The following is a 20226-nucleotide window of genomic DNA, read 5'->3' on the forward strand; positions in this document are numbered from 1 at the left end:
AGCAGGGGAGCGCTATGATCCAGGTCCACGACCTGCACAAGCATTTCGGAGGCTTCCGCGCCGTCGATGGCGCCAGCCTGACGATCGAGAAAGGCTCGATCACCGGGTTGATCGGCCCAAACGGAGCCGGGAAATCCACTCTTTTCAACGTGATCGCCGGGGTTTTGAAACCGACTTCCGGCCACGTCACCATGGCGGGCGAGGATATCACCGGCCTGCCGCCGCATGAGCTGTTCCACAAGGGGCTCCTGCGCACCTTCCAACTGGCGCACGAGTTTTCGTCGATGACCGTGCGCGAGAACCTGATGATGGTGCCGGGCGCGCAATGCGGCGAGACGCTGGTCAACACCTGGTTCCGCCGCGGCCGCATCCGCGAGGAGGAACGCGTGCTTCGCAAGAAGGCCGACGAAGTGCTTGAGTTCCTGACCATTTCCCATGTCGCCGACGAAAAGGCCGGCAACCTCTCCGGTGGCCAGAAGAAGCTTCTGGAACTGGGCCGCACAATGATGGTGGACGCCAGGATCGTCTTTCTGGACGAGGTCGGCGCCGGGGTGAACCGCACGCTTCTGGGCACCATCGGCGATGCCATCGTGCGGCTGAACAAGGAGCGCGGCTATACCTTCTGCGTGATCGAGCACGACATGGACTTCATCGGCCGGCTTTGCGACCCGGTGATCGTCATGGCGGCAGGCAAGGTGCTGGCCCAGGGCTCGGCCGACAGCATCATGAAGAACGAGGCGGTGATCGAAGCCTATCTGGGCACCGGGCTCAAGAACAAGGTCGCCGCCGAAGTGGCCGAGGAAGCCGCCTTCGGCGAAAGCCACGGCGCCCAGCCCGGTCTTGGCGCCGAGGCCGGCCGCGGCGGCGACGGCAAGCCAGCGGGGGATATGTGATGGCAGGGCCCTATCTTTCCGCCACCGCCATGCGCGGCGGCTATGGCAAGGCCGACATCCTGAACGGCTGCACCCTGACGGTCGAACGCGGCCAGATCGCCGTGATCGTCGGCCCGAACGGCGCCGGCAAGTCGACGGCGATGAAGGCCGTCTTCGGCATGCTGCACCTGCGCGAAGGCCAGGTGGCGCTGGCGGGCGAGGACATCACCCATCTCAGCCCGCAGGAGCGGGTGCGCAAGGGCATGGGCTTCGTGCCGCAGACCCACAACATCTTCCCGACCATGACGGTCGAGGAAAACCTGGAAATGGGCGCCTTCATCCGCGAGGACGACTACCGCGACACCATGGCCCAGGTCTATGAACTGTTCCCCGCCGTGGCCGACAAGCGCAAGCAGAACGCCGGCGAGCTCTCGGGCGGCCAGCGCCAGCAGGTCGCCGTCGGCCGGGCGCTGATGACCAAGCCCAGCCTCTTGATGCTGGACGAGCCGACCGCCGGGGTCAGCCCCATCGTCATGGACGAGCTTTTCGACCGCATCATCGAGGTCGCCCGCACCGGGATTTCCATCCTGATGGTCGAGCAGAACGCCCGGCAGGCGCTGGAGATCGCCGATATCGGCTATGTCCTGGTGCAGGGCGCCAACCGTTACACCGACAGCGGGCAGGCGTTGCTGGCCGATCCCGAAGTCCGCCGCACCTTCCTGGGGGGCTGAAGATGGATATCCTGAACGCCCTTGTGGCCATCCTGAACTTCGTGGTGATCCCCGCCGCCTCCTACGGCGCGCAGTTGGCGCTTGGCGCGCTGGGGGTGACGCTGATCTATGGCATCCTGCGCTTTTCCAACTTCGCCCATGGCGACACCATGGCCTTCGGCGCCGCGCTGGTGATCCTGATCACCTGGGGGCTGCAATCCATCGGCGTCAGTCTGGGCCCGCTGCCGACCGCCCTGCTCGCCCTGCCCTTCGGCATCGCGCTGACCGCGGTCTTCATCCTGGGCACCGACCGCGTGGTCTATCGCTTCTATCGCAGCAAGCGCTCGGCGCCGATCATCCTGGTCATGGCCTCGGTCGGGGTCATGTTCATCATGAACGGGCTGACCCGGCTGATCATCGGCGTCGACGAGATCCGCTTCGACGACGGCGCGCGCTTCCTGATCACCGTGCAGCAGTTCCGCGCCTGGACCGGGCTGTCCGAGGGCCTGTCGCTGCGCGTCAGCCAGGCGCTGACGCTGGTGGTGACGGCGCTGGCCTGCTGGGCGCTGTTCCGCTTCCTGAACCGCTCGCGCGCTGGCAAGGCGATGCGGGCCTATTCCGACAACGAGGATCTGGCGCTGCTCTCGGGCATCGACCCCGAACGTGTGGTGCGCCTGACCTGGATCATCGCCACCGCGCTGGCGGTGACGGCGGGCACGCTTTACGGGCTGGACAAGTCCTTCAAGGTCTTCAACTACTTCCAGATCCTGCTGCCGATCTTTGCCGCTGCCATCGTCGGCGGGCTGGGCAATCCCCTGGGCGCGGTGGCGGGCGGCTTCATCGTCGCCTTCTCCGAGGTGGCCGTCACCTATCCCTGGCGCAAGATCGCCACCTATCTGGGCTTTCAGCCCGAGGGGCTGCTGCAACTGCTGTCCACCGAATACAAGTTCGCAGTCAGCTTCGTGATCCTGATCGTGGTCCTGCTGTTCCGGCCGACCGGCCTGTTCCGCGGCAAATCCGTCTGAGGAGGGCGTTTATCCATGTCGAATACACGTCAAGCCGAAGCGGTCAGCCCCTGGCGCGCGCCGATCCTGTTCCTGATCCTGGCCGCGCTGTTCCTGGCCGAGGGCAGCTTTCGCAACGCGCTGTTCTCGGGCAGCTGGAACACGGCGCTGGCCATCCTGAACATGGGGCTGATCTCGGCCGTCATGGCCCTGGGCGTCAACATGCAATGGGGCTATGCCGGGCTTTTCAATGCCGGCGTCGTGGGTTTCCTGGCGCTTGGCGGGCTGGCGCCGGTGCTGGTCTCGACCGCGCCGGTGCAAGGCGCCTGGGCGGCGGGCGGGCCGCGGGTGATCCTGGCCCTGCTGGTGGGCCTTGGCACGCTGGTGCTGGCGGCGCAGGTCTGGAAGCGGGTCTCGGGCCTGATGCGGGTGCCGGCGCTGATCGCGGTGCTGGTGCTGGGATTCGTGCTCTACCGCTGGCTGTTCGATCCGGCGGTCATGGCGATCGAGGCGAACAATTCCGCGCGCGCCGGCAATATCGGCGGCCTGGGCTGGCCGGTGCTGCTGTCCTGGCCGGTTGGTGCGCTCTTTGCCGCGGCGGCGGCTTGGGGCGTGGGCAAGGTGGCGCTGGGGCTGCGCTCGGATTACCTGGCCATCGCCACGCTGGGCATCGGCGAGATCATCGTCGCGGTAATGCGCAACGAGGAATGGCTGTCGCGCGGGGTCAAGAACGTCTCGGGCATCCCGCGTCCGGTGCCTTATGAGCTGGAATTGCAGAGCAGTCCCGATTTCGTGGCGCGGGCCGCCGAATGGGGGCTGAGCCCCGCCGTCGCCTCGGGGATCTGGGTCAAGCTGCTTTATGCGGGCCTGTTCGGTGCCGTGCTGCTGGGGTTGATCCTGCTGGCCGAACTGGCGCTGAAATCGCCCTGGGGCCGGATGATGCGCGCGATCCGCGACAACGAGACCGCAGCCGAGGCCATGGGCAAGGACGTCACCCGCCGGCATTTGCAGATCTTCGTCATCGGCAGTGCGGTGATCGGCCTTGCCGGCGCGATGATGGTCACGCTGGACGGGCTTCTGTCGCCGAACAGCTTCAACCCCCTGCGCTATACCTTCCTGATCTGGGTCATGGTGATCGTCGGCGGCTCGGGCAACAACTGGGGCGCGGCGTTGGGGGCGATCCTGATCTGGTTCCTGTGGATCAAGGCCGAAGTCTGGGGCCCCGAGTTCATGCGGCTGGTCACCGGGCCATTGCCCGCAGGCGCATTGCGCGACCATCTGCTGGGCAGCGCACCGCATATGCGCTTTATCGCGCTTGGGGTGGTGTTGCTTCTGATGCTGCGATTCGCCCCACGCGGGCTGGTGCCCGAGAAATAACCAGGCGAAGTCGCGGGGGCTTTGCCCCCGCACCCCCAGAGTATTTGGAAAACGGAGAAAGGCGCATGTCCGCGCCTTTTTTCACGCCGCGGTGAGGGTGATCGGCGTCAGGTCGCCCTGCGCGAAACGGCGCAGCACCTGGGGATAGAGCCGGTGTTCCTGGGTCAGCACGCGGGCGGCCAGCGTCTCGGCCGTCTCGCCGGGCAGGATCGGCACCCGGGCCTGGCCGAGGATCGGGCCGGCGTCGAGTTCCGGCGTGACCAGGTGCACGCTGGCCCCGGCCTCGGCATCACCGGCGTCGATGGCGCGCTGATGCGTATGCAAGCCCGGATATTTCGGCAGGAGCGAGGGGTGGATGTTCAGCATCCGGCCCTCGAACCGCTGCACGAAGTCCGGGGTCAGGATACGCATGAAGCCGGCAAGGCACAGGATGTCGGGCTGCGCGGCCAGCAGGGGTTCCAGCAGCGCTGCCTCGAAGCCCGCGCGGTCTCCGGGATAGGCCCGGTGGTCGATGGCGAAGCTCGGCACGCCCATGGCTTGCGCCCGGGCAAGGCCCGCTGCCTGCGGATCGTTCGAGCCGACGACGACCGGCCGCGCGGGATGCGTGCCGGTCATGGATTCGACCAGCTTGACCATGTTCGAGCCGCCGCCCGAGATCAGGATGGCGACGCGTTTCACCGCAGCCGGCCGCTGTAGCCCACGCCTGCGCCGGGGCTGACCTGGCCGAGGCGGAACACGGTCTCGCCCTCGGCCTTCAGTAGCGCCTCGATTGCGGCGGCACGATCGGCGGCGACGGCCAGGATCATGCCGATGCCGCAGTTGAAGGTCTTGAGCATCTCGGCCTCGGCGATCCCGCCGGCCTCGGCCAGCCAGTCGAATACCGGCGGCAGGCTGAAGCTGTCGAGGTCGACCTGGGCCCCCAGCCCCTTGGGCAGGACGCGCGGCAGGTTTTCCGTGATGCCGCCGCCGGTGATATGGGCCGCCGCATGCACGCCGCCGGCACGGATCGCAGCCAGCACCGGACGCACATAAAGCCGGGTCGGGACCAGAAGCGCCTGACCCAGCGTGCCCATGCCGAAGGGCGCAGGCGCGTTCCAGTCGAGCCCGGCATGGTCTGCCACCCTGCGCACCAGCGAGAAGCCGTTGGAATGCACCCCGTCCGAGGCAAGGCCCAGCAGGACGTCGCCGTCCGCGACGCCCGCCGGCAGGGCCGTGCCGCGCTCCATCGCGCCGACGGCAAAGCCGGCAAGGTCGAAGTCGCCGCGGGCATACATGCCGGGCATCTCGGCCGTCTCGCCGCCGATCAGTGCGCAACCGGAACGGCGGCAGCCCTCGGCAATGCCGTTGATGACCCGCGCCGCCTCATCGACCGACAGCTTGCCGGTGGCGAAATAGTCGAGGAAGAACAGCGGCTCGGCGCCCTGGCAGACCAGGTCGTTCACGCACATGGCGACAAGGTCGATGCCCAGCCCGTCAAGCTCGCCCGTATCGATGCCGATGCGCAGCTTGGTGCCGACACCGTCGGTCGCGGCCACCAGCACCGGATCGCGGTAACCCGCGGCCCGCGGATCAAACAGCGCGCCGAAACCGCCGAGCCCCTCCATCACGCCCGGGCGGCGGGTGGCGGCAGCGGCGGGCTTGATCCGCTCGACCAGCGCATTGCCCGCGTCGATATCCACTCCGGCCTCGGCATAGGACAGGCCGCTCTTGCGCTCGGTCATCTTCGGGATCCCCTTTGCTTTGACGCTCCGATAGCGCAGGCGCGGCGCGCAGGCAATGTATCGGCTGCAGGCGGGATCCGATTCCAGCCGCTCCAGCACCGCGCCCCTGCACGGCGGCGGCTGTTCGCCCGCACCCTGGCGCATTAAGATCAATATGCGACCATAACGAAGCCATGCGGCGAATCAAATGCCTGCCACGCTGAGTCTGATGGGATCCGTGCGCCTGCGCGGCGCCGGCGGGGCGGATCTGACCCCCCGCAGCCAGAAGGCGCGTGGCGCGCTGGCACTGCTGGGCACGGCGCCCGACCTGCGCCTGAGCCGCGCCCGGCTGCAAGACCTGCTGTGGAGCGAGCGGGGCCGGCAGCGCGGTTCGGACAGCCTGCGGCAGATGCTGCGCGAGCTGCGCGCGGCCCTGGGTGCGGAAAAGGACATCCTGCTGGCCGGCGTGGGCTGGGTGGGGCTGGACCCCGAGCGGCTGCGCATCGACCTGACGCCGGTCTATGACGCCGGCGGCGTGCCGATCGAGTTCGCCGCCGATATCGACATTCCCGACCCCGAGTTCGAGACATGGCTGCGCGACATGCGCCTGCGGCTGACGCCGGAAAGCGACGGCCCCAGCGCCCTGCAACGGCCCTTAGCGCCAGTGGCCGCAGCCTGGCATGACACCAGCCCCGCGCCCGGCGACTATGTCGTGGCCTTGCGTCCGGTCGAAAGCAACGACAGCCGCGCCCATGTCATCGGCGAGATGATCGTGAACGAGGCCGCCGCCCGCGCCTGCGAGATGATCCCGGCGGTGCTGGCCGACCGGCCGGACGCACAGGCGCCGCCGACCGGCACGCAGGTCAGCGCGATCTGCTATTCGGCGGGGATCGACTGCTCGCTGATGGTGGTGATGCGCAACATCGCCACGGGCGCGCGCGGCTGGACGCGGCGCTTCACCATCCGCGCCGCCGACGAAACCGCGACCATGCGCCATGCCGTGGCACAGATCGCGGTGGCGCTGCTCGACCGGGCGCGGCGGACCGCGCCGCCGGCGCAGGGGCTGACCTTCCCGGTCTGGGACGTGTTCAGCTACTCCCGCGACCGCCTGGAATCCGCCGACCGCATCCTTGCGTCGCTGCCGCAGGAGCGGCAGAGCGGCGTCGCGCTGGCGCTGCGTTCCTACCTGCGCAACACGCTGATCAGCGAGCGGCTGACCGAGGATCCGGCGCGCTGCTCGGACGAGGCCGAAGCCTTTGCGCAACTGGCCCGCGACCTGGCGCCCGCCAATCCGGCGGTGCTGGCGGTGGCCTCGCTTTCGGCCTCGTGGCGGCGGGATGCGGTGGGGGCGCTGGAACTGGCGCAGGCCGCTTGCCGCAACGATCCCGACAACGAACTGGCTTGCCATGCACTGTCGCAGGCGCTGACCGATGTCGGTCGCGATCTCGAGGCGCTCGAGGCGACCGAACGCGGCGCGCGTGGCGCCCTGGCCGAGCTTGGTCCCGCCTCGTGGCTGATGCGCCGCGCCGTCGTGCAGTTGCGGCTGGGTCGCCTGGGTGATGCCGAGAACTCGGCCGCCGCGGCCTTTGCCTTCGCCCCGGACAACCGGCCCTCGCTGCGTTTCCTGGCGGCGCTGCGCTATCACCGGGGCGACGTGGCCGCTGCCGCCGATGCGCTGCGCCATCTGCGCCGGATCGAGCCAGATTTCTCGCTGGAGCTGATGGCCGACCCGGATTACCCGGTCGCACCGCTGCGCATGGCCAGGTTGATGGGGATCACGCGCTCGGGGCTGTAAGCCCGGCGGCCGTCACGGCGAAACCAGCACCTCCAGCACGACGGGCGCCCTGCCCTCGCCCGGCTCCAGCACCAGCCGCGCACGGCCCGGGGCGATGGCGCAAAAGACCAGCACGCAGGGCGGACCCGCGACCTGTGCCGGCCGTTCGGGGCCGGAAAGGATCGGCGCGCCTACGAGCCGGGCTAACCCGGACGGATGCGGGACCGCTTCGGGAAAGCTTTTCAGGTGCATCTCCAGCCGGTCGCCGCAGCGCAGGGCCACGGGTTCGGAGACATGTTCTTCGTGCAGGATGCAGGTGGTGGGCCGGTGCCGTGCCGGATAACGTAGCGGCGGTGCCCCGGTCGCCATCGCCCGCTGCATGCTGTCGAGCCAGGCCCCGCGCAGCAGCGCCGCCGTCAGGTCGGCACGGTCCAGCCGGGCGCCGGTCAGGTCGGCACGCTCCAGCACCGCGCCCCGCAGGTCGGCATCCGACAGGTCGGCCAGCCCAAGGCTCGCCCGCGACAGGTTGGCGTTGCGAAACCGCGCCCGCGCCGCGCATGCCGACCAGAGGCTGGCATCCGAAAGCTGCGCATCGGTCAGGTCGGCCTCGGTCAGGTCGGCATAGGACAGATCGGCCCCCACCAGCGTCATGCCGGACAGATCCAGCCCGGCCAGGTCGGACCCGGCCAGGTGCAGGCGTCCCATCGTCGCGATGCGCCGGACGATTTCGGCGCGGGTGTATTCCGCCATGCTCCCCCTCTCGGGAATTCCTCCCCATGGCCTTGCCGCCAGTCAAGTGCCCGGAGGCGGCTGCCTCCGCCCCCGGGCTACCGGATCGTCAGTCACCCAGGTCAGACTGGATCCAGTAACGCTTGCGAAAGCCGCGCACGCATTCGATCTCGATGCCCTGGCGGGCGACGAGACGCGCCGTGTTGCTGCGGATTCCGTATCCGATTTCCGTCGTGCCCGGCAGGATGCGCAGGCTGAGCGGCGCCGCCCCGCGCGCCGCCAGATCGCGCATCAGCCGCGCCGAATGCTGCGCCAGGATGCGGGCGATCGTCTGCGGCTCGGGCGTGGGCGGGCCCTCGGGCCGCAGGGGCGCCGGCGGATCGTCGGGCATGCCATGGGGATGGGCGCGGGCCGGCATGCGCTCGGCCACCCGGCGCAGGGTCGATTCGATGCGCAGCACGCTGCCGTCCGGCCGCATCGCCAGCCGCAGGCTGCCGGCATCCGGGGTCAGCACCGGGATACCGTCGATGGACTGGCGGAATTGCACGATGATTTCGTCCAGGCTTTCGGCAGGAGGCTCGTCCAGCCGGCGCAGGCTGGCCGTCGCGGACATGGCCAGCGAGACGCGGTCGAAGACCAGCTCGGTCCCCGGCAGCAGGAAGCCATGGCTGCGCAACGCATTCTGGGCCCGGCTGACAAGCGTGCGGCGCGGCGGCATCTCGCGCAGGCCCCGCCCCGGCGCACCGGGCTCGAACTCCAGCAGGATGCGCCCGTCGGGCCGGCGCTGGAAGCGGACGGGGCCGTGGCTGACCGAGATCGCGCCCTGCGCATCGGCCGCAACCAGGGCCGGGTCCAGTCCCAGGCGCGACAGCACCGCCCTGGCCAGCGCGCGATCCTCGGCCGCCGGGACCAGCCGCACCGCCGCGAACTCGGCCGGCGGCTCGGTCAGCGCCGCCTCGCGCCTGTAAAGCGCCACGGGCGCGTGCCAGCGCCAGGCCCAATATTGCGCCGCACCGCGCTGCGCCCGGAATTGCCGTTCGCCAAAAAGCATGGCCAGCGCCACGTCGCGATCCGGCGCGCAGGCGCAGGCGACCGGGCTCTGATCGGGTGCGATGTCCCAGGCCCCGTCCAGCCATGCCTGTGCGAAGGGCTTGCCCATCTGCCAATGGTGCCAGAAATTCGTGCCATAGCGGCCGGAATCCCAGCAGATCGAGTCGAAGCCGAACAGCATGCGCAAACCCTGGTTGGCCCGCACCCAACTGTGCAGCGGGCTGTAGCCGGGCCCGATCCGCAGCGACTGGCTGGTGGACCAGAACAGGTAGCGCAGCGCACCCGAGCCAAGCCGCATCCGGTCGGAGGTCAGGCAGGCATCCGCCCCGGTCCACAGCGACCCCATCGGCAGGTGGAAGATCCCGTCCTCGTCCATCCGGCCATGCCCGGCATGATAGAACACCCGCACCGAATCCATGTCCCGGCCCGGCGCATGCTCCACCGCCTGCCGGTCATAGATCCAGGATTTCACCGCCCCGTCCCGGCGCCAGAAATCCGGCGTGGCGAAACGATCCACCGCATCCAGAAAACCGCCGGCATCGCGATGGGCGGCATGCAGCGCCCCGGCAGCACGATAGGTCTCGACGCTGCATGCGCCATAGATGCGGCGGCCCCGGCCGGTGCCATCCGCCGTGTCGCCGATTACCGCCTCGGCCGGGTCCAGCGGTGCTTCGGTTTCCAGAGCCTGCCCGGCGCGGACCTGCCGCGCCGCGTCCAGTCCGGGATCCAGTCTGGGAACGAAGTCTTCCATGCCGTCGGCTCCTTGCAGGACACGCGCCGGGCCTTCTGGGGCCAGGCAGGCGGATGCGGTCATATGCTGAACCGAAGCTAGGATGGGCGGCGTGAACTGAACGTGAATCTGCGGTTAATATACAAATCACCCGCGAATCCCGGCAATCTCCCCTGAATAGCCGGGCATGTCCTGGTCAAGTTTAGACGAATCAGGCTCTTTCGCCGGCATCCTCGCGCGGCGCCATGCCGAAGGACAGCTCCCGCGCGGCCTCGATCACCGCATCGGACATGGCGGAAAGCCGGGCATCCGACATGCGCAATGTCGGCCCCGAAACCGAGATCCCCGCCGCCGCCTCGCCGGCAAGGTCGAAGATCGGCGCGGCGATGCAGCGCATGCCGGGCGTGCGCTCCTCGTTGTCCAGCGCATAGCCGCGGGCGCGGATCTGCACGAGATCCTCGACCAGTGCTGCGGGATCGGTCAGGGTCATGTCGGTGAACCGCTCCAGCCGCATCTCGCGCAGCATCCGCTTCAGGTCCAGGGGCCGGGCATGGGCCAGCAACGCCTTGCCGATCCCAGAGGCATGCAGCGCCGAGCGCGTGCCGGGCGGAAAGAAGGCGCGGATCGTCTCATGCGTCTCGGCCTGGCTCAGGAACAGGACCGCATCGCCGTTCAGGATGCCCAGGTTCGCCGTCTCGCCCGTCACCTCCATCAGCCGGCGCAAAAGCGGCCGCGCCCGCTCGACCAGGCCCGAGCGGCGCATGAAGGCCGAGCCGTGCCGGAACGCCGTCGGCCCGACATGCCATGCCTGCGTCTGGCTGTCGCTTTCCGCCACGCCGCGCGCCGCCAGCGTCACCAGCACCCGGTGCACGGTCGAAGGCGCCATGTCCAGCCGCTGCGCGATCTCGGTCAGGGTCAACCCGCTGGAGACCGCGATCAGGTCAAGGATGTCCAGCGCCCGGTCCAGCGCCCGGATGCCGCCCGAATCCTCGGCGCCAAGGCCGCCGGCACGTCCCCTCGGACGGCCCCTTTTGCGGATTTGAACCGACATTCAATTTTTCCTTTCGACAACTTTCTGAGTTTGTTGAAAATCGCTCTTTGGCTTTGGAAAAGAGCAACGATCTGATTCCACGACACTTTAGGTCATTTTTCCGCGATTGCGAAATATTTTTCAGAAAAATTGCATCAATGGACAGCAAAACGTAGCTTGGTCCACAAGCGCAGGAGGAATTGCCATGACCAGCCAGAACCCGATCTTCATTCCCGGCCCGACCAACATCCCCGAGGAGATGCGCAAGGCCGTCGACATGCCCACCATCGACCACCGCTCGCCGGTGTTCGGGCGTATGCTGCACCCGGCGCTCGAGGGCGTGAAGAAAGTCCTCAAGACCACGCAGGCGCAGGTCTTCCTGTTCCCCTCGACCGGCACCGGCGGCTGGGAAACGGCGATCACCAACACGCTGTCGCCCGGCGACAAGGTGCTGGCAGCCCGTAACGGCATGTTCAGCCATCGCTGGATCGACATGTGCCAGCGCCACGGCCTTGACGTGACCTTCGTCGAGACCCCCTGGGGCGAGGGCGTCCCGGCCGACCGTTTCGAAGAGATCCTGACCGCCGACAAGGGCCACGAGATCCGCGTCGTCCTGGCCACGCATAACGAGACCGCGACCGGGGTCAAATCGGACATCGCCGCCGTCCGCCGCGCGCTGGACGCCGCGAAACACCCGGCGCTGCTGTTCGTGGACGGGGTCTCCTCCATCGGTTCGATGGATTTCCGCATGGACGAATGGGGCGTCGACATCGCCGTCACCGGGTCGCAAAAGGGCTTCATGTTGCCGCCGGGCCTGGCCATCGTCGGCTTCTCGCCCAAGGCGATGGAGGCGGTCGAGACCGCGCGCCTGCCGCGCACCTTCTTCGACATCCGCGACATGGCGACCGGCTATGCCCGCAACGGCTATCCCTATACGCCGCCGGTCGGGCTGATCAACGGCCTGAACGCCAGCTGCGAGCGCATCCTGGCCGAGGGGCTGGAGAATGTCTTTGCCCGCCACCACCGCATCGCCAGCGGCGTGCGCGCCGCGGTCGAGGCCTGGGGGCTGAAGCTCTGCGCCGTCCGCCCCGAGCTTTACTCGGACAGCGTCAGCGCCATCCGCGTGCCCGAGGGCTTCGACGCCAACCTGATCGTCAGCCACGCGCTGGAAACCTATGACATGGCCTTCGGCACCGGCCTGGGCCAGGTCGCGGGCAAGGTGTTCCGCATCGGCCACCTGGGCAGCCTGACCGACGCCATGGCGCTGTCCGGCATCGCCACCGCCGAGATGGTGATGGCCGATCTGGGCCTGCCGATCCAGCTGGGCTCGGGCGTCGCCGCCGCGCAGGAACATTACCGCCAGACCACTGCCGCCGCGCAGAAGAAAGCCGCCTGAGGATGAAGGACGCCATGTATATCCCGACCTATGAGGACATGCTGGCCGCGCATGAGCGGATCAAGCCGCATATCCGCCGCACGCCGATCCGCACCTCGGACTATCTGAACGAGTTGACCGGCGCGCAGCTGTTCTTCAAATGCGAGAACTTCCAGGAGCCGGGGGCCTTCAAGGTCCGCGGCGCCACCAACGCGGTCTTTGGCCTGGACGATGCGCAGGCGGCCAAGGGCGTCGCGACGCACAGCTCGGGCAACCATGCCTCTTGCCTGTCCTACGCGGCGATGTTGCGCGGCATTCCCTGCAACGTGGTCATGCCGCGCACCGCGCCGCAGGCCAAGAAGGACACGGTGCGCCGCTATGGCGGTGTCATCACCGAATGCGAGCCCTCGACCAGCTCGCGCGAAGAGACCTTCGCCAAGGTGCAGGCCGAGACCGGCGGCGACTTCGTCCACCCCTACAACGACCCGCGCGTGATCGCCGGCCAGGGCACCTGCGCCAAGGAACTGGTCGAGCAGGTGGACGGGCTCGACGCGGTCGTGGCCCCCATCGGCGGCGGCGGCATGATCTCGGGCACCTGCCTGACGCTCTCGACGCTGGCGCCCGAGACCAGGGTGATCGCGGCCGAGCCCGAGCAGGCCGACGACGCCTATCGCAGCTTCAAGGCCGGCTACATCATCGCCGACGACGCGCCCAAGACCGTCGCCGACGGGCTGCTGGTGCCGCTGAAGGATCTGACCTGGCATTTCGTCAAGAACCACGTCAGCGAGATCTACACCGCCTCGGACGCCGAGATCGTGGACGCGATGAAGCTGATCTGGAAGCATCTGCGCATCGTGATGGAGCCCTCCAGCGCCGTGCCGCTGGCCACCATCCTGAAGAACCCCGAAGCCTTTGCCGGCAAGCGCGTCGGCGTCATCGTCACCGGCGGCAATGTCGATCTCGACAAGCTGCCGTGGAACTGAACCAGAATTGAGGAGAGCCCCATGAACGCGAAAACGGATTTCTCCGGCTACGAGGTCGGCTATGACATCCCCGCCCTGCCCGGCATGGACGAGAGCGAGATCCAGACGCCCTGCCTGATCCTCGACCTGGACGCGTTGGAGCGCAACATCAGGAAGATGGGCGACTACGCCAAGGCCCACGGCATGCGCCACCGCAGCCACGGCAAGATGCACAAGTCGGTCGACGTGCAGAAGCTGCAGGAGTCGCTGGGCGGCTCGGTCGGCGTCTGCTGCCAGAAGGTCAGCGAGGCCGAAGCCTTTGCCCGCGGCGGCATCAAGGACGTGCTGGTCACCAACGAGGTGCGCGAGCCGGCCAAGATCGACCGCCTGGCCCGGCTGCCCAAGACCGGCGCCACGGTGACGGTCTGCGTCGACGACGTGCAGAACATCGCCGACCTGTCGGCCGCCGCGCAGAAGCACGGCACCGAGCTGGGCATCTTCGTCGAGATCGATTGCGGCGCCGGCCGCTGCGGCGTGACCACCAAGGAAGCCGTGGTCGAGATCGCCAAGGCCGCCGATGCCGCTCCGAACCTGACCTTCAAGGGCATCCAGGCCTATCAGGGCGCGATGCAGCACATGGACAGCTTCGAGGACCGCAAGGCCAAGCTGGACGCCGCCATCGCCCAGGTGAAAGAGGCCGTGGACGCGCTGGAGGCCGAGGGCCTGGCCCCCGAATTCGTCTCGGGCGGCGGCACGGGTTCCTATTATTTCGAAAGCAATTCTGGTATTTACAACGAATTGCAATGCGGCTCCTACGCCTTCATGGATGCCGATTACGGCCGCATCCACGATGCCGAGGGCAAGCGCATCGACCAGGGCGAATGGGAAAACGCGCTGTTCATCCTGACCTCGGTCATGTCGCATGCCAAGCCGCACCTGGCGGTGGTCGATGCCGGCCTCAAGGCGCAGTCGGTCGATAGCGGCCTGCCCTTCGTCTATGGCCGCGACGATGTGAAATACATCAAGTGCAGCGACGAGCATGGCGTGGTCGAGGACAAGGACGGCGTGCTCAAGGTCAACGACAAGCTGCGGCTGGTGCCGGGCCATTGCGACCCGACCTGCAACGTCCACGACTGGTATGTCGGCGTGCGGAACGGCAAGGTCGAGACGGTCTGGCCGGTCTCGGCGCGCGGAAAGGGCTACTGATGCTCGTCGTCGCCGAAAAGGAAATCGCGGGTCTGATGACCCCCGAGGCGGCCTTCGAGGCCATCGAGGCGGTCTTCGCCTCGATGGCCCGGCGCAAGGCATACAATTTTCCCGTGGTGCGCGAGGCCATCGGCCATGAGGACGCGCTCTACGGCTTCAAGGGCGGCTTCGACGCCTCGGCGCTGGTGCTGGGGCTGAAGGCCGGCGGCTACTGGCCCAACAACCAGAAGCACAACCTGATCAACCACCAGTCCACCGTGTTCCTGTTCGACCCGGATACCGGCCGGGTCTCGGCGGCGGTGGGCGGCAACCTGCTGACGGCGCTGCGCACCGCGGCGGCCTCGGCGGTGTCGATCAAGTATCTGGCGCCCAAGGGCGCCAGGGTGCTGGGCATGATCGGCGCCGGCCACCAGTCCGCGTTCCAGATGCGGGCGGCGGCCAATGTGCATCGGTTCGAAAAGGTCATCGGCTGGAACCCGCATCCCGAGATGCTGTCGCGCCTTGCCGATACCGCGGCCGAGCTGGGCGTGCCCTTCGAGGCGGTCAAACTGGACCGCCTGGGGGCCGAGGCCGATGTGATCGTCTCGATCACCTCGTCCTTCTCGCCCCTGCTGATGAACGAGCATGTCAAGGGCCCGACGCATATCGCGGCCATGGGCACCGATACCAAGGGCAAGCAAGAGCTGGATCCGGCGCTGGTCGCGCGCGCCCGGATCTTCACCGACGAGGTCGCGCAGTCGGTCAGCATCGGCGAATGCCAGCACGCCATCGCGGCGGGTCTGATCCGCGAGGATCAGGTCGGCGAGCTTGGCGCGGTGGTCGCGGGCGACGACCCGGGCCGCGGGGATGCCGAGGTCACGATCTTCGACGGCACCGGCGTCGGGTTGCAGGACCTGGCGGTCGCGCAAGCGGTCGTCGAACTCGCCAAACACAAGGGGGTGGCGCAAGAGGTCGAGATCTGACCCGTGCCGCTCGCGTCCTGAACAAGGGAGGATAAGGACGTATGCAAGCAGTAGATACCAACCCCGGCTTCGATCCGGTCGAGGAGCGCATCGCCGCCCCTCGACTGCTCGCCTTGGGTTTCCAGCATGTTCTGGTCATGTATGCCGGCGCCATCGCGGTGCCGCTGATCGTCGGCCGCGCCCTGCAGCTTTCGCCGCAAGACGTGGCCTTTCTGATTTCCGCCGACCTTTTCGTCTGCGGGATCGTCACCATCATCCAGTCCTTCGGCGCCACGCAATGGTTCGGCATCAAGCTGCCGGTCATGATGGGCGTGACCTTCGCCGCCGTCGGCCCCATGGTCGCCATCGCCTCGTCGAACCCCGGCCAGGAAGGCGCGCGGATGATGTTCGGCGCCATCATGGCGGCGGGGATCATCTCGATCTTCTTCGCACCGCTGGTCAGCCGGCTCCTGCGCTTTTTCCCCAGCGTGGTCACCGGCACGGTGATCCTGGTGATCGGCGTCAGCCTGATGCCGGTGGGCATCAACTGGATCTTCGGCCTGCCGGTCGGCCCCACGGCGCCGCAACTGGTCGACCCCGCCGCCCAAGCCTGGCTGGAGGCTGCACGCGCCACCGGCGACGTCCCCGAGAGCGTCAAGCTGATGCCCACCGTGGCCAACCCCGAATATGCCTCGCTGTCGCGCATCCTGATCGGCATCACCGTGCTGGCGGCGATCCTGGTGATCGCACGCTATGCCAAGGGCTTCGTCGCCAATATCGCGGTGCTTCTGGGCATCGTCATCGGCGGGCTGCTGGCCGCGGTCATGGGCATGATGCATTTCGACGGCATCGCCGAGGCTGCCTGGTTCGCACCGATCAAGCCCCTGCATTTCGGCATGCCGATCTTTGACCCGGTGATGATCCTGACCATGCTGCTGGTCATGTTCGTGACCATGATCGAGTCCACCGGCATGTTCCTGGCGCTCAGCGACATCTGCGGCCGCAGGATGACGCCCAAGGCGCTCAGCGCCGGGTTGCGCGTGGACGGCCTGGGCACTGCCATCGGCGGGCTCTTCAACACCTTCCCCTATACGTCCTTCAGCCAGAACGTCGGCCTGGTGGGCGTGACCGGCGTGCGCTCGCGCTTCGTCTGCGTGGCGGGCGGCGCGATCATGATCGTGCTCGGCCTGATCCCCAAGATGGGCGCGCTGGTCGAATCGCTGCCGACCACGGTGCTGGGCGGCGCGGGGCTGGTGATGTTCGGCATGGTCGCCGCGACGGGCATCCGCATCCTCTCGACGGTGGACTTCAAGGGCAACAAGCACAACCTGTTCATCGTCGCCGTCTCGCTGGGCCTCGGCATGGTCCCGATGATCGCGCCCGACTTCAACCAGTGGCTGCCGCATTCGCTGCATACGCTGATCCATTCGGGCATCCTGCTGGCCGCGGTCGCCGCCGTTCTGCTGAACTGGTTCTTCAACGGCGCCCCGCATGCGAGCGACGAGGAAATCGCCGCAGCAGCCCACGCAGCCGAGGCGCATTGATGACGAAACGCCTGCTCATCAGGGGCGCCGAGGTGGTGGTCACCATGGACGGCGCCCGGCGCGAGATCGCAGGCGGGGACATCCTGATCGACGGCGGGGTCATCTCCGCCGTCGGTCCGGGTCTTTCCGCCGAAGGCGCCGAGATCGTCGAGGCCGGGGGCTGCGTCGTCACCCCCGGCTTCGTCAACACCCACCACCACCTGTTCCAGACGCTCACCCGCGCCGTGCCTGCCGCGCAGGATGCGGCGTTGTTCGGCTGGCTGCGCACCCTCTATCCGATTTGGGGCCGCATGGGTCCCGAGGATATCCGGCTGTCCACGCAGATCGGCCTGGCCGAACTGGCGCTGTCGGGCTGCACCTGCTCTTCGGATCACCTCTACCTGTTCCCGAACGGCGCCCGGCTCGACGACAGCATCGAGGCAGCCTCGGAAATCGGCATCCGCTTCACCGCCACCCGCGGCGCCATGTCGATCGGCGAAAGCAAGGGCGGCCTGCCCCCCGACGCGCTGGTCGAGGACGAGGCCGCGATCCTCAAGGACAGCGAGCGCCTGGTCGCCGCCTTCCACGACCCGAACCCCGGCGCCATGGTGCAGGTCGGCCTCGCGCCCTGCTCGCCCTTCTCGGTCAGCCGGGAACTCATGCGCGACGCCGCCATCCTCGCCCGCGAAAAGGGCGTGCGGCTGCACACCCACCTGGCGGAAAACGACGAGGACATCGCCTATTCGCTGGAAAACTTCGGCATGCTGCCCGGCGATTACGCCGAAAGCCTGGGCTGGACCGGGGACGATGTCTGGCACGCGCATTGCGTGAAGCTGTCGGACAAGGAGATCGACCTCTTCGCCCGCACCGGCACCGGGGTCGCGCATTGCCCCTGCTCGAACGCGCGCCTCGCCTCGGGCATAGCCCCGGTGCGCCGGATGCGCGACGCGGGCGTGCCGGTCGGCCTGGGCGTCGACGGCTCGGCCAGCAACGATTGCAGCCATCTGGGGCTCGAGGCGCGGCAGGCCATGCTGGTCGCCCGCCTCAAGGACGGCCCCGCCGCCATGGGTGCCCGCGAAGCGCTGGAGATCGCTACGCTCGGCGGCGCCCGCGTGCTGGGCCGCAGCGACATCGGCGCGCTGGAACCCGGCAAACGCGCCGACCTGGTGCTCTGGGACGTCTCGGAACTGCCGGCTGCCGGCCAATGGGACCCGGTCGCGGCGCTGGTCTTCTGCGCGCCGATCCGCCCGCGTGCGGTCTATGTGGAAGGCCGCGCCGTGGTGCAGGATCACCGCCTGCTGACCGCCGATGCGAATCGCCTGAACGAACAGGCCCGCGCCGCCATCGCCCGGCTCGCGGATTGACAAGGAAAGGACGAAAATGCCCGGCTATCTCACCACCCATGTGCTCGACACCGCCAATGGCACGCCCGCACAGGGCATGCGGATCGAGCTCTACCGCCTCGACCCCGAACGCCGGCTGATCGCCGAGACCGTCACCAACCACGACGGCCGCACCGACAGCCACATCCTGCCCGAGGCCGCGTTCCAGACCGGCGAATACGAGCTCGTCTTCCATGTCGGCGCATGGCTCGACGCCCAGGGACACCAGGCCGCGAAGCCCCGCTTTCTCGACCAGGTGCCCTTGCGCTTCGGCATGTCGGAACAGGACCATTACCATGTGCCGCTGCTGATCTCGCCCTACGGCTTCTCGACCTATCGCGGCAGCTGAGCCCCGGCTTTTTTCCGTTTTCCAAATACCCTGGGGGTGAAAGGCCCCTGGGGCCTGAGGGGGCAAGGCCCCCTCTTTTTCATTCCTGCAAGGCTTGGCGAAAGATTTTCAACGCATCGTTAAGACAGCAAGGGGAAATGCGTGAATACTCGCAACCCCGCGAAGCGGCTAGTCTTTCCCCAGCTAGACAGGAGACAAAGTATGTCCGATTTCGCCGTCATCTGGGATTGGCTCGCCTTTGCCATCCGATGGACGCATGTCGTCACCGCCATCTGCTGGATCGGTTCGTCCTTCTATTTCGTCGCCCTCGACCTCGGGTTGCGCAAGGTGCCCGGCCTGCCCCCCGGCGCGCATGGCGAGGAATGGCAGGTCCATGGCGGCGGCTTCTACCATATCCAGAAATACCTGGTCGCGCCCGAGCGGATGCCCGAGCACCTGATCTGGTTCAAATGGGAAAGCTACATGACCTGGATCTCGGGGGCGGCGCTCCTGATGGTCACCTATTGGGTCGGCTCCGAACTGTTCCTGATCGACCCCGCCAAGATGGAGCTGGCGCCCTGGCAGGCGATCCTGATCTCGGCCGGCTCGCTGTCGATCGGCTGGCTGATCTATACCAACCTGTGCCAGTCGAAGCTGGGCGAGACCCCGACCCTGCTGATGCTGATCCTGTTCGGGCTGCTGATGGTCATGGGCTGGGCCTATAACCAGGTCTTCACCGGCCGCGCGGTCATGCTGCACCTGGGCGCCTTCACCGCTACGATCATGACGGCGAACGTGTTCTTCGTCATCATGCCGAACCAGCGCATCGTCGTCGCCGACCTCAAGGCCGGGCGTCCCGCCGATCCGAAATACGGCAAGATCGCCAAGCTGCGCTCGACGCATAACAACTACCTGACCCTGCCGGTCGTGTTCCTGATGCTGTCGAACCACTATCCGCTGGCCTTCGCGACGGAATACAACTGGGTGATCGCCGGGCTGATCTTCCTGATGGGCGTGACCATCCGGCATTTCTTCAACACCATGCATGCCGGCGGCGGTATGCGCTGGTGGACCTGGGCCGTGACCACCATCCTGTTCGTCATCGTCATGTGGCTCTCGACCGCGCCGATGTTCCGCCAGACGCTGGAGGAGGCCGAGGCGCGTGTCCTGACGCCCACGCAGCAGGCCATGGTCGACGTGGCCGGCTGGGACGACGCCTACAACGCCGTCATGGGCCGCTGCTCGATGTGCCATGCCAGGGAGCCCTCTTACGAGGGCATCCACACCGCGCCCAAGGGCGTCCTGCTGGAGACCCCCGACGACATCACCCGCGCCGCGCGCGAGATCTATATCCAGGCCGGCGTGACCGACGCCATGCCGCCCGCCAATGTCAGCTTCATGGAGCCGCAGGAACGGCAGGCGATCATCGACTGGTATCGCAGCCTGCCCAGGACCTTTGCCCTGAACTGACCGATTTGCCCCCGCCCGCCGGATAGGCTAGCAAACCGCCCGGCACCATCGGGGGAGGCAAGC

General features: G+C 67.6%; 18 protein-coding genes. 13 read left to right on the top strand and 5 right to left on the bottom strand.

Going from position 1 to position 20226, the window contains the following annotated elements; genetic code table 11:
* Window positions 1-14: 14 nt before the first annotated feature.
* From QPR87_RS08285 to QPR87_RS08300, 4 genes are read left to right on the top strand one after another with little or no spacing between them, the layout of a single operon-like run.
* Window positions 15-893 (top strand): ABC transporter ATP-binding protein, encoded by an 879-nt coding sequence (locus QPR87_RS08285; protein WP_285049104.1) that lies wholly within the window; start codon window positions 15-17, stop codon window positions 891-893.
* On the top strand, window positions 893-1603 hold the full coding sequence (locus QPR87_RS08290) for an ABC transporter ATP-binding protein (RefSeq protein ID WP_011750163.1): 711 nt from the start codon (window positions 893-895) through the stop codon (window positions 1601-1603). Before QPR87_RS08285 ends, QPR87_RS08290 begins: the two co-directional genes overlap by 1 nt.
* A gap of 2 nt (window positions 1604-1605) precedes the next feature.
* Entirely contained in the window at window positions 1606-2607 is a 1002-nt protein-coding gene (locus QPR87_RS08295) for a branched-chain amino acid ABC transporter permease (RefSeq protein WP_104490948.1), read from the top strand.
* Between the two features lie 15 nt (window positions 2608-2622).
* Window positions 2623-3963, top strand: coding sequence for a branched-chain amino acid ABC transporter permease (locus tag QPR87_RS08300; RefSeq protein WP_011750161.1), 1341 nt, complete (start codon window positions 2623-2625; stop codon window positions 3961-3963).
* 81 nt (window positions 3964-4044) lie between these two features.
* Here the strand turns inward: QPR87_RS08300 and purN are convergent, their stop codons facing one another.
* Complete coding sequence (gene purN / locus QPR87_RS08305; RefSeq protein WP_285049105.1) at window positions 4045-4641, bottom strand: phosphoribosylglycinamide formyltransferase; 597 nt, start codon at window positions 4639-4641, stop codon at window positions 4045-4047.
* Window positions 4638-5684, bottom strand: a complete 1047-nt coding sequence (purM, locus tag QPR87_RS08310) for a phosphoribosylformylglycinamidine cyclo-ligase (protein WP_285049106.1) — start codon at window positions 5682-5684, stop codon at window positions 4638-4640. The genes purN and purM overlap by 4 nt, the downstream gene beginning before the upstream one ends.
* A gap of 208 nt (window positions 5685-5892) precedes the next feature.
* Here purM and QPR87_RS08315 point away from each other — a divergent pair, with 208 nt between their 5' ends.
* Window positions 5893-7458, top strand: a complete 1566-nt coding sequence (locus QPR87_RS08315) for an SARP family transcriptional regulator (protein ID WP_285049107.1) — start codon at window positions 5893-5895, stop codon at window positions 7456-7458.
* Between the two features lie 12 nt (window positions 7459-7470).
* Here QPR87_RS08315 and QPR87_RS08320 read toward each other — a convergent pair whose 3' ends face one another.
* From QPR87_RS08320 to bhcR, 3 genes are all read right to left on the bottom strand, one after another.
* Window positions 7471-8187 carry a pentapeptide repeat-containing protein gene (locus QPR87_RS08320; protein ID WP_285049109.1) on the bottom strand — a complete coding sequence of 239 codons (717 nt, stop codon included), beginning with the start codon at window positions 8185-8187 and terminating at the stop codon, window positions 7471-7473.
* Between the two features lie 88 nt (window positions 8188-8275).
* Window positions 8276-9967 (bottom strand): DUF6345 domain-containing protein, encoded by a 1692-nt coding sequence (locus QPR87_RS08325; RefSeq protein WP_285049110.1) that lies wholly within the window; start codon window positions 9965-9967, stop codon window positions 8276-8278.
* Window positions 9968-10157: 190 nt separating this feature from the next.
* On the bottom strand, window positions 10158-10997 hold the full coding sequence (gene bhcR / locus QPR87_RS08330) for an HTH-type transcriptional regulator BhcR (protein WP_104490943.1): 840 nt from the start codon (window positions 10995-10997) through the stop codon (window positions 10158-10160).
* Between the two features lie 184 nt (window positions 10998-11181).
* Between bhcR and bhcA the strand changes: the two genes are divergently transcribed.
* The 8 genes from bhcA to QPR87_RS08370 all read left to right on the top strand — a co-directional run bounded on the left by bhcA (window position 11182) and on the right by QPR87_RS08370 (window position 20163).
* Window positions 11182-12372 carry an L-aspartate--glyoxylate aminotransferase BhcA gene (gene bhcA, locus QPR87_RS08335; RefSeq protein WP_285049111.1) on the top strand — a complete coding sequence of 397 codons (1191 nt, stop codon included), beginning with the start codon at window positions 11182-11184 and terminating at the stop codon, window positions 12370-12372.
* 2 nt (window positions 12373-12374) lie between these two features.
* Window positions 12375-13334, top strand: a complete 960-nt coding sequence (bhcB, locus tag QPR87_RS08340; protein WP_041530430.1) for a beta-hydroxyaspartate dehydratase BhcB — start codon at window positions 12375-12377, stop codon at window positions 13332-13334.
* Between the two features lie 21 nt (window positions 13335-13355).
* Entirely contained in the window at window positions 13356-14519 is a 1164-nt protein-coding gene (gene bhcC, locus QPR87_RS08345; RefSeq protein WP_285049112.1) for a 3-hydroxy-D-aspartate aldolase BhcC, read from the top strand.
* Entirely contained in the window at window positions 14519-15481 is a 963-nt protein-coding gene (gene bhcD / locus QPR87_RS08350; protein WP_285049113.1) for an iminosuccinate reductase BhcD, read from the top strand. The genes bhcC and bhcD overlap by 1 nt, the downstream gene beginning before the upstream one ends.
* Before the next feature lie 41 nt (window positions 15482-15522).
* A complete protein-coding gene (locus QPR87_RS08355; protein ID WP_230999756.1) occupies window positions 15523-17004 on the top strand; it encodes a nucleobase:cation symporter-2 family protein in 1482 nt (493 codons plus the stop codon).
* Window positions 17004-18347, top strand: coding sequence for an 8-oxoguanine deaminase (locus QPR87_RS08360; protein ID WP_011750149.1), 1344 nt, complete (start codon window positions 17004-17006; stop codon window positions 18345-18347). The genes QPR87_RS08355 and QPR87_RS08360 overlap by 1 nt, the downstream gene beginning before the upstream one ends.
* A gap of 16 nt (window positions 18348-18363) precedes the next feature.
* Window positions 18364-18714, top strand: a complete 351-nt coding sequence (uraH, locus tag QPR87_RS08365; RefSeq protein WP_011750148.1) for a hydroxyisourate hydrolase — start codon at window positions 18364-18366, stop codon at window positions 18712-18714.
* Window positions 18715-18915: 201 nt separating this feature from the next.
* Window positions 18916-20163, top strand: a complete 1248-nt coding sequence (locus QPR87_RS08370; protein WP_285049115.1) for a urate hydroxylase PuuD — start codon at window positions 18916-18918, stop codon at window positions 20161-20163.
* Window positions 20164-20226: the final 63 nt, after the last annotated feature.

The organism is Paracoccus sp. SSJ (genome assembly GCF_030234105.1).
In the GTDB taxonomy this organism is placed as follows: Bacteria; Pseudomonadota; Alphaproteobacteria; order Rhodobacterales; family Rhodobacteraceae; genus Paracoccus; species Paracoccus denitrificans.

Coding starts and splice junctions, on each gene's coding strand:
- QPR87_RS08285 (WP_285049104.1), top strand. CDS start 15: ATGATCCAGGTCCACGACCTGCACAAGCATTTCGGAGGCTTCCGCGCC.
- QPR87_RS08290 (WP_011750163.1), top strand. CDS start 893: ATGGCAGGGCCCTATCTTTCCGCCACCGCCATGCGCGGCGGCTATGGC.
- QPR87_RS08295 (WP_104490948.1), top strand. CDS start 1,606: ATGGATATCCTGAACGCCCTTGTGGCCATCCTGAACTTCGTGGTGATC.
- QPR87_RS08300 (WP_011750161.1), top strand. CDS start 2,623: ATGTCGAATACACGTCAAGCCGAAGCGGTCAGCCCCTGGCGCGCGCCG.
- purM (WP_285049106.1), bottom strand. CDS start 5,684: ATGACCGAGCGCAAGAGCGGCCTGTCCTATGCCGAGGCCGGAGTGGAT.
- QPR87_RS08315 (WP_285049107.1), top strand. CDS start 5,893: ATGGGATCCGTGCGCCTGCGCGGCGCCGGCGGGGCGGATCTGACCCCC.
- QPR87_RS08320 (WP_285049109.1), bottom strand. CDS start 8,187: ATGGCGGAATACACCCGCGCCGAAATCGTCCGGCGCATCGCGACGATG.
- QPR87_RS08325 (WP_285049110.1), bottom strand. CDS start 9,967: ATGGAAGACTTCGTTCCCAGACTGGATCCCGGACTGGACGCGGCGCGG.
- bhcR (WP_104490943.1), bottom strand. CDS start 10,997: ATGTCGGTTCAAATCCGCAAAAGGGGCCGTCCGAGGGGACGTGCCGGC.
- bhcA (WP_285049111.1), top strand. CDS start 11,182: ATGACCAGCCAGAACCCGATCTTCATTCCCGGCCCGACCAACATCCCC.
- bhcB (WP_041530430.1), top strand. CDS start 12,375: ATGAAGGACGCCATGTATATCCCGACCTATGAGGACATGCTGGCCGCG.
- bhcC (WP_285049112.1), top strand. CDS start 13,356: ATGAACGCGAAAACGGATTTCTCCGGCTACGAGGTCGGCTATGACATC.
- bhcD (WP_285049113.1), top strand. CDS start 14,519: ATGCTCGTCGTCGCCGAAAAGGAAATCGCGGGTCTGATGACCCCCGAG.
- QPR87_RS08355 (WP_230999756.1), top strand. CDS start 15,523: ATGCAAGCAGTAGATACCAACCCCGGCTTCGATCCGGTCGAGGAGCGC.
- QPR87_RS08360 (WP_011750149.1), top strand. CDS start 17,004: ATGACGAAACGCCTGCTCATCAGGGGCGCCGAGGTGGTGGTCACCATG.
- uraH (WP_011750148.1), top strand. CDS start 18,364: ATGCCCGGCTATCTCACCACCCATGTGCTCGACACCGCCAATGGCACG.
- QPR87_RS08370 (WP_285049115.1), top strand. CDS start 18,916: ATGTCCGATTTCGCCGTCATCTGGGATTGGCTCGCCTTTGCCATCCGA.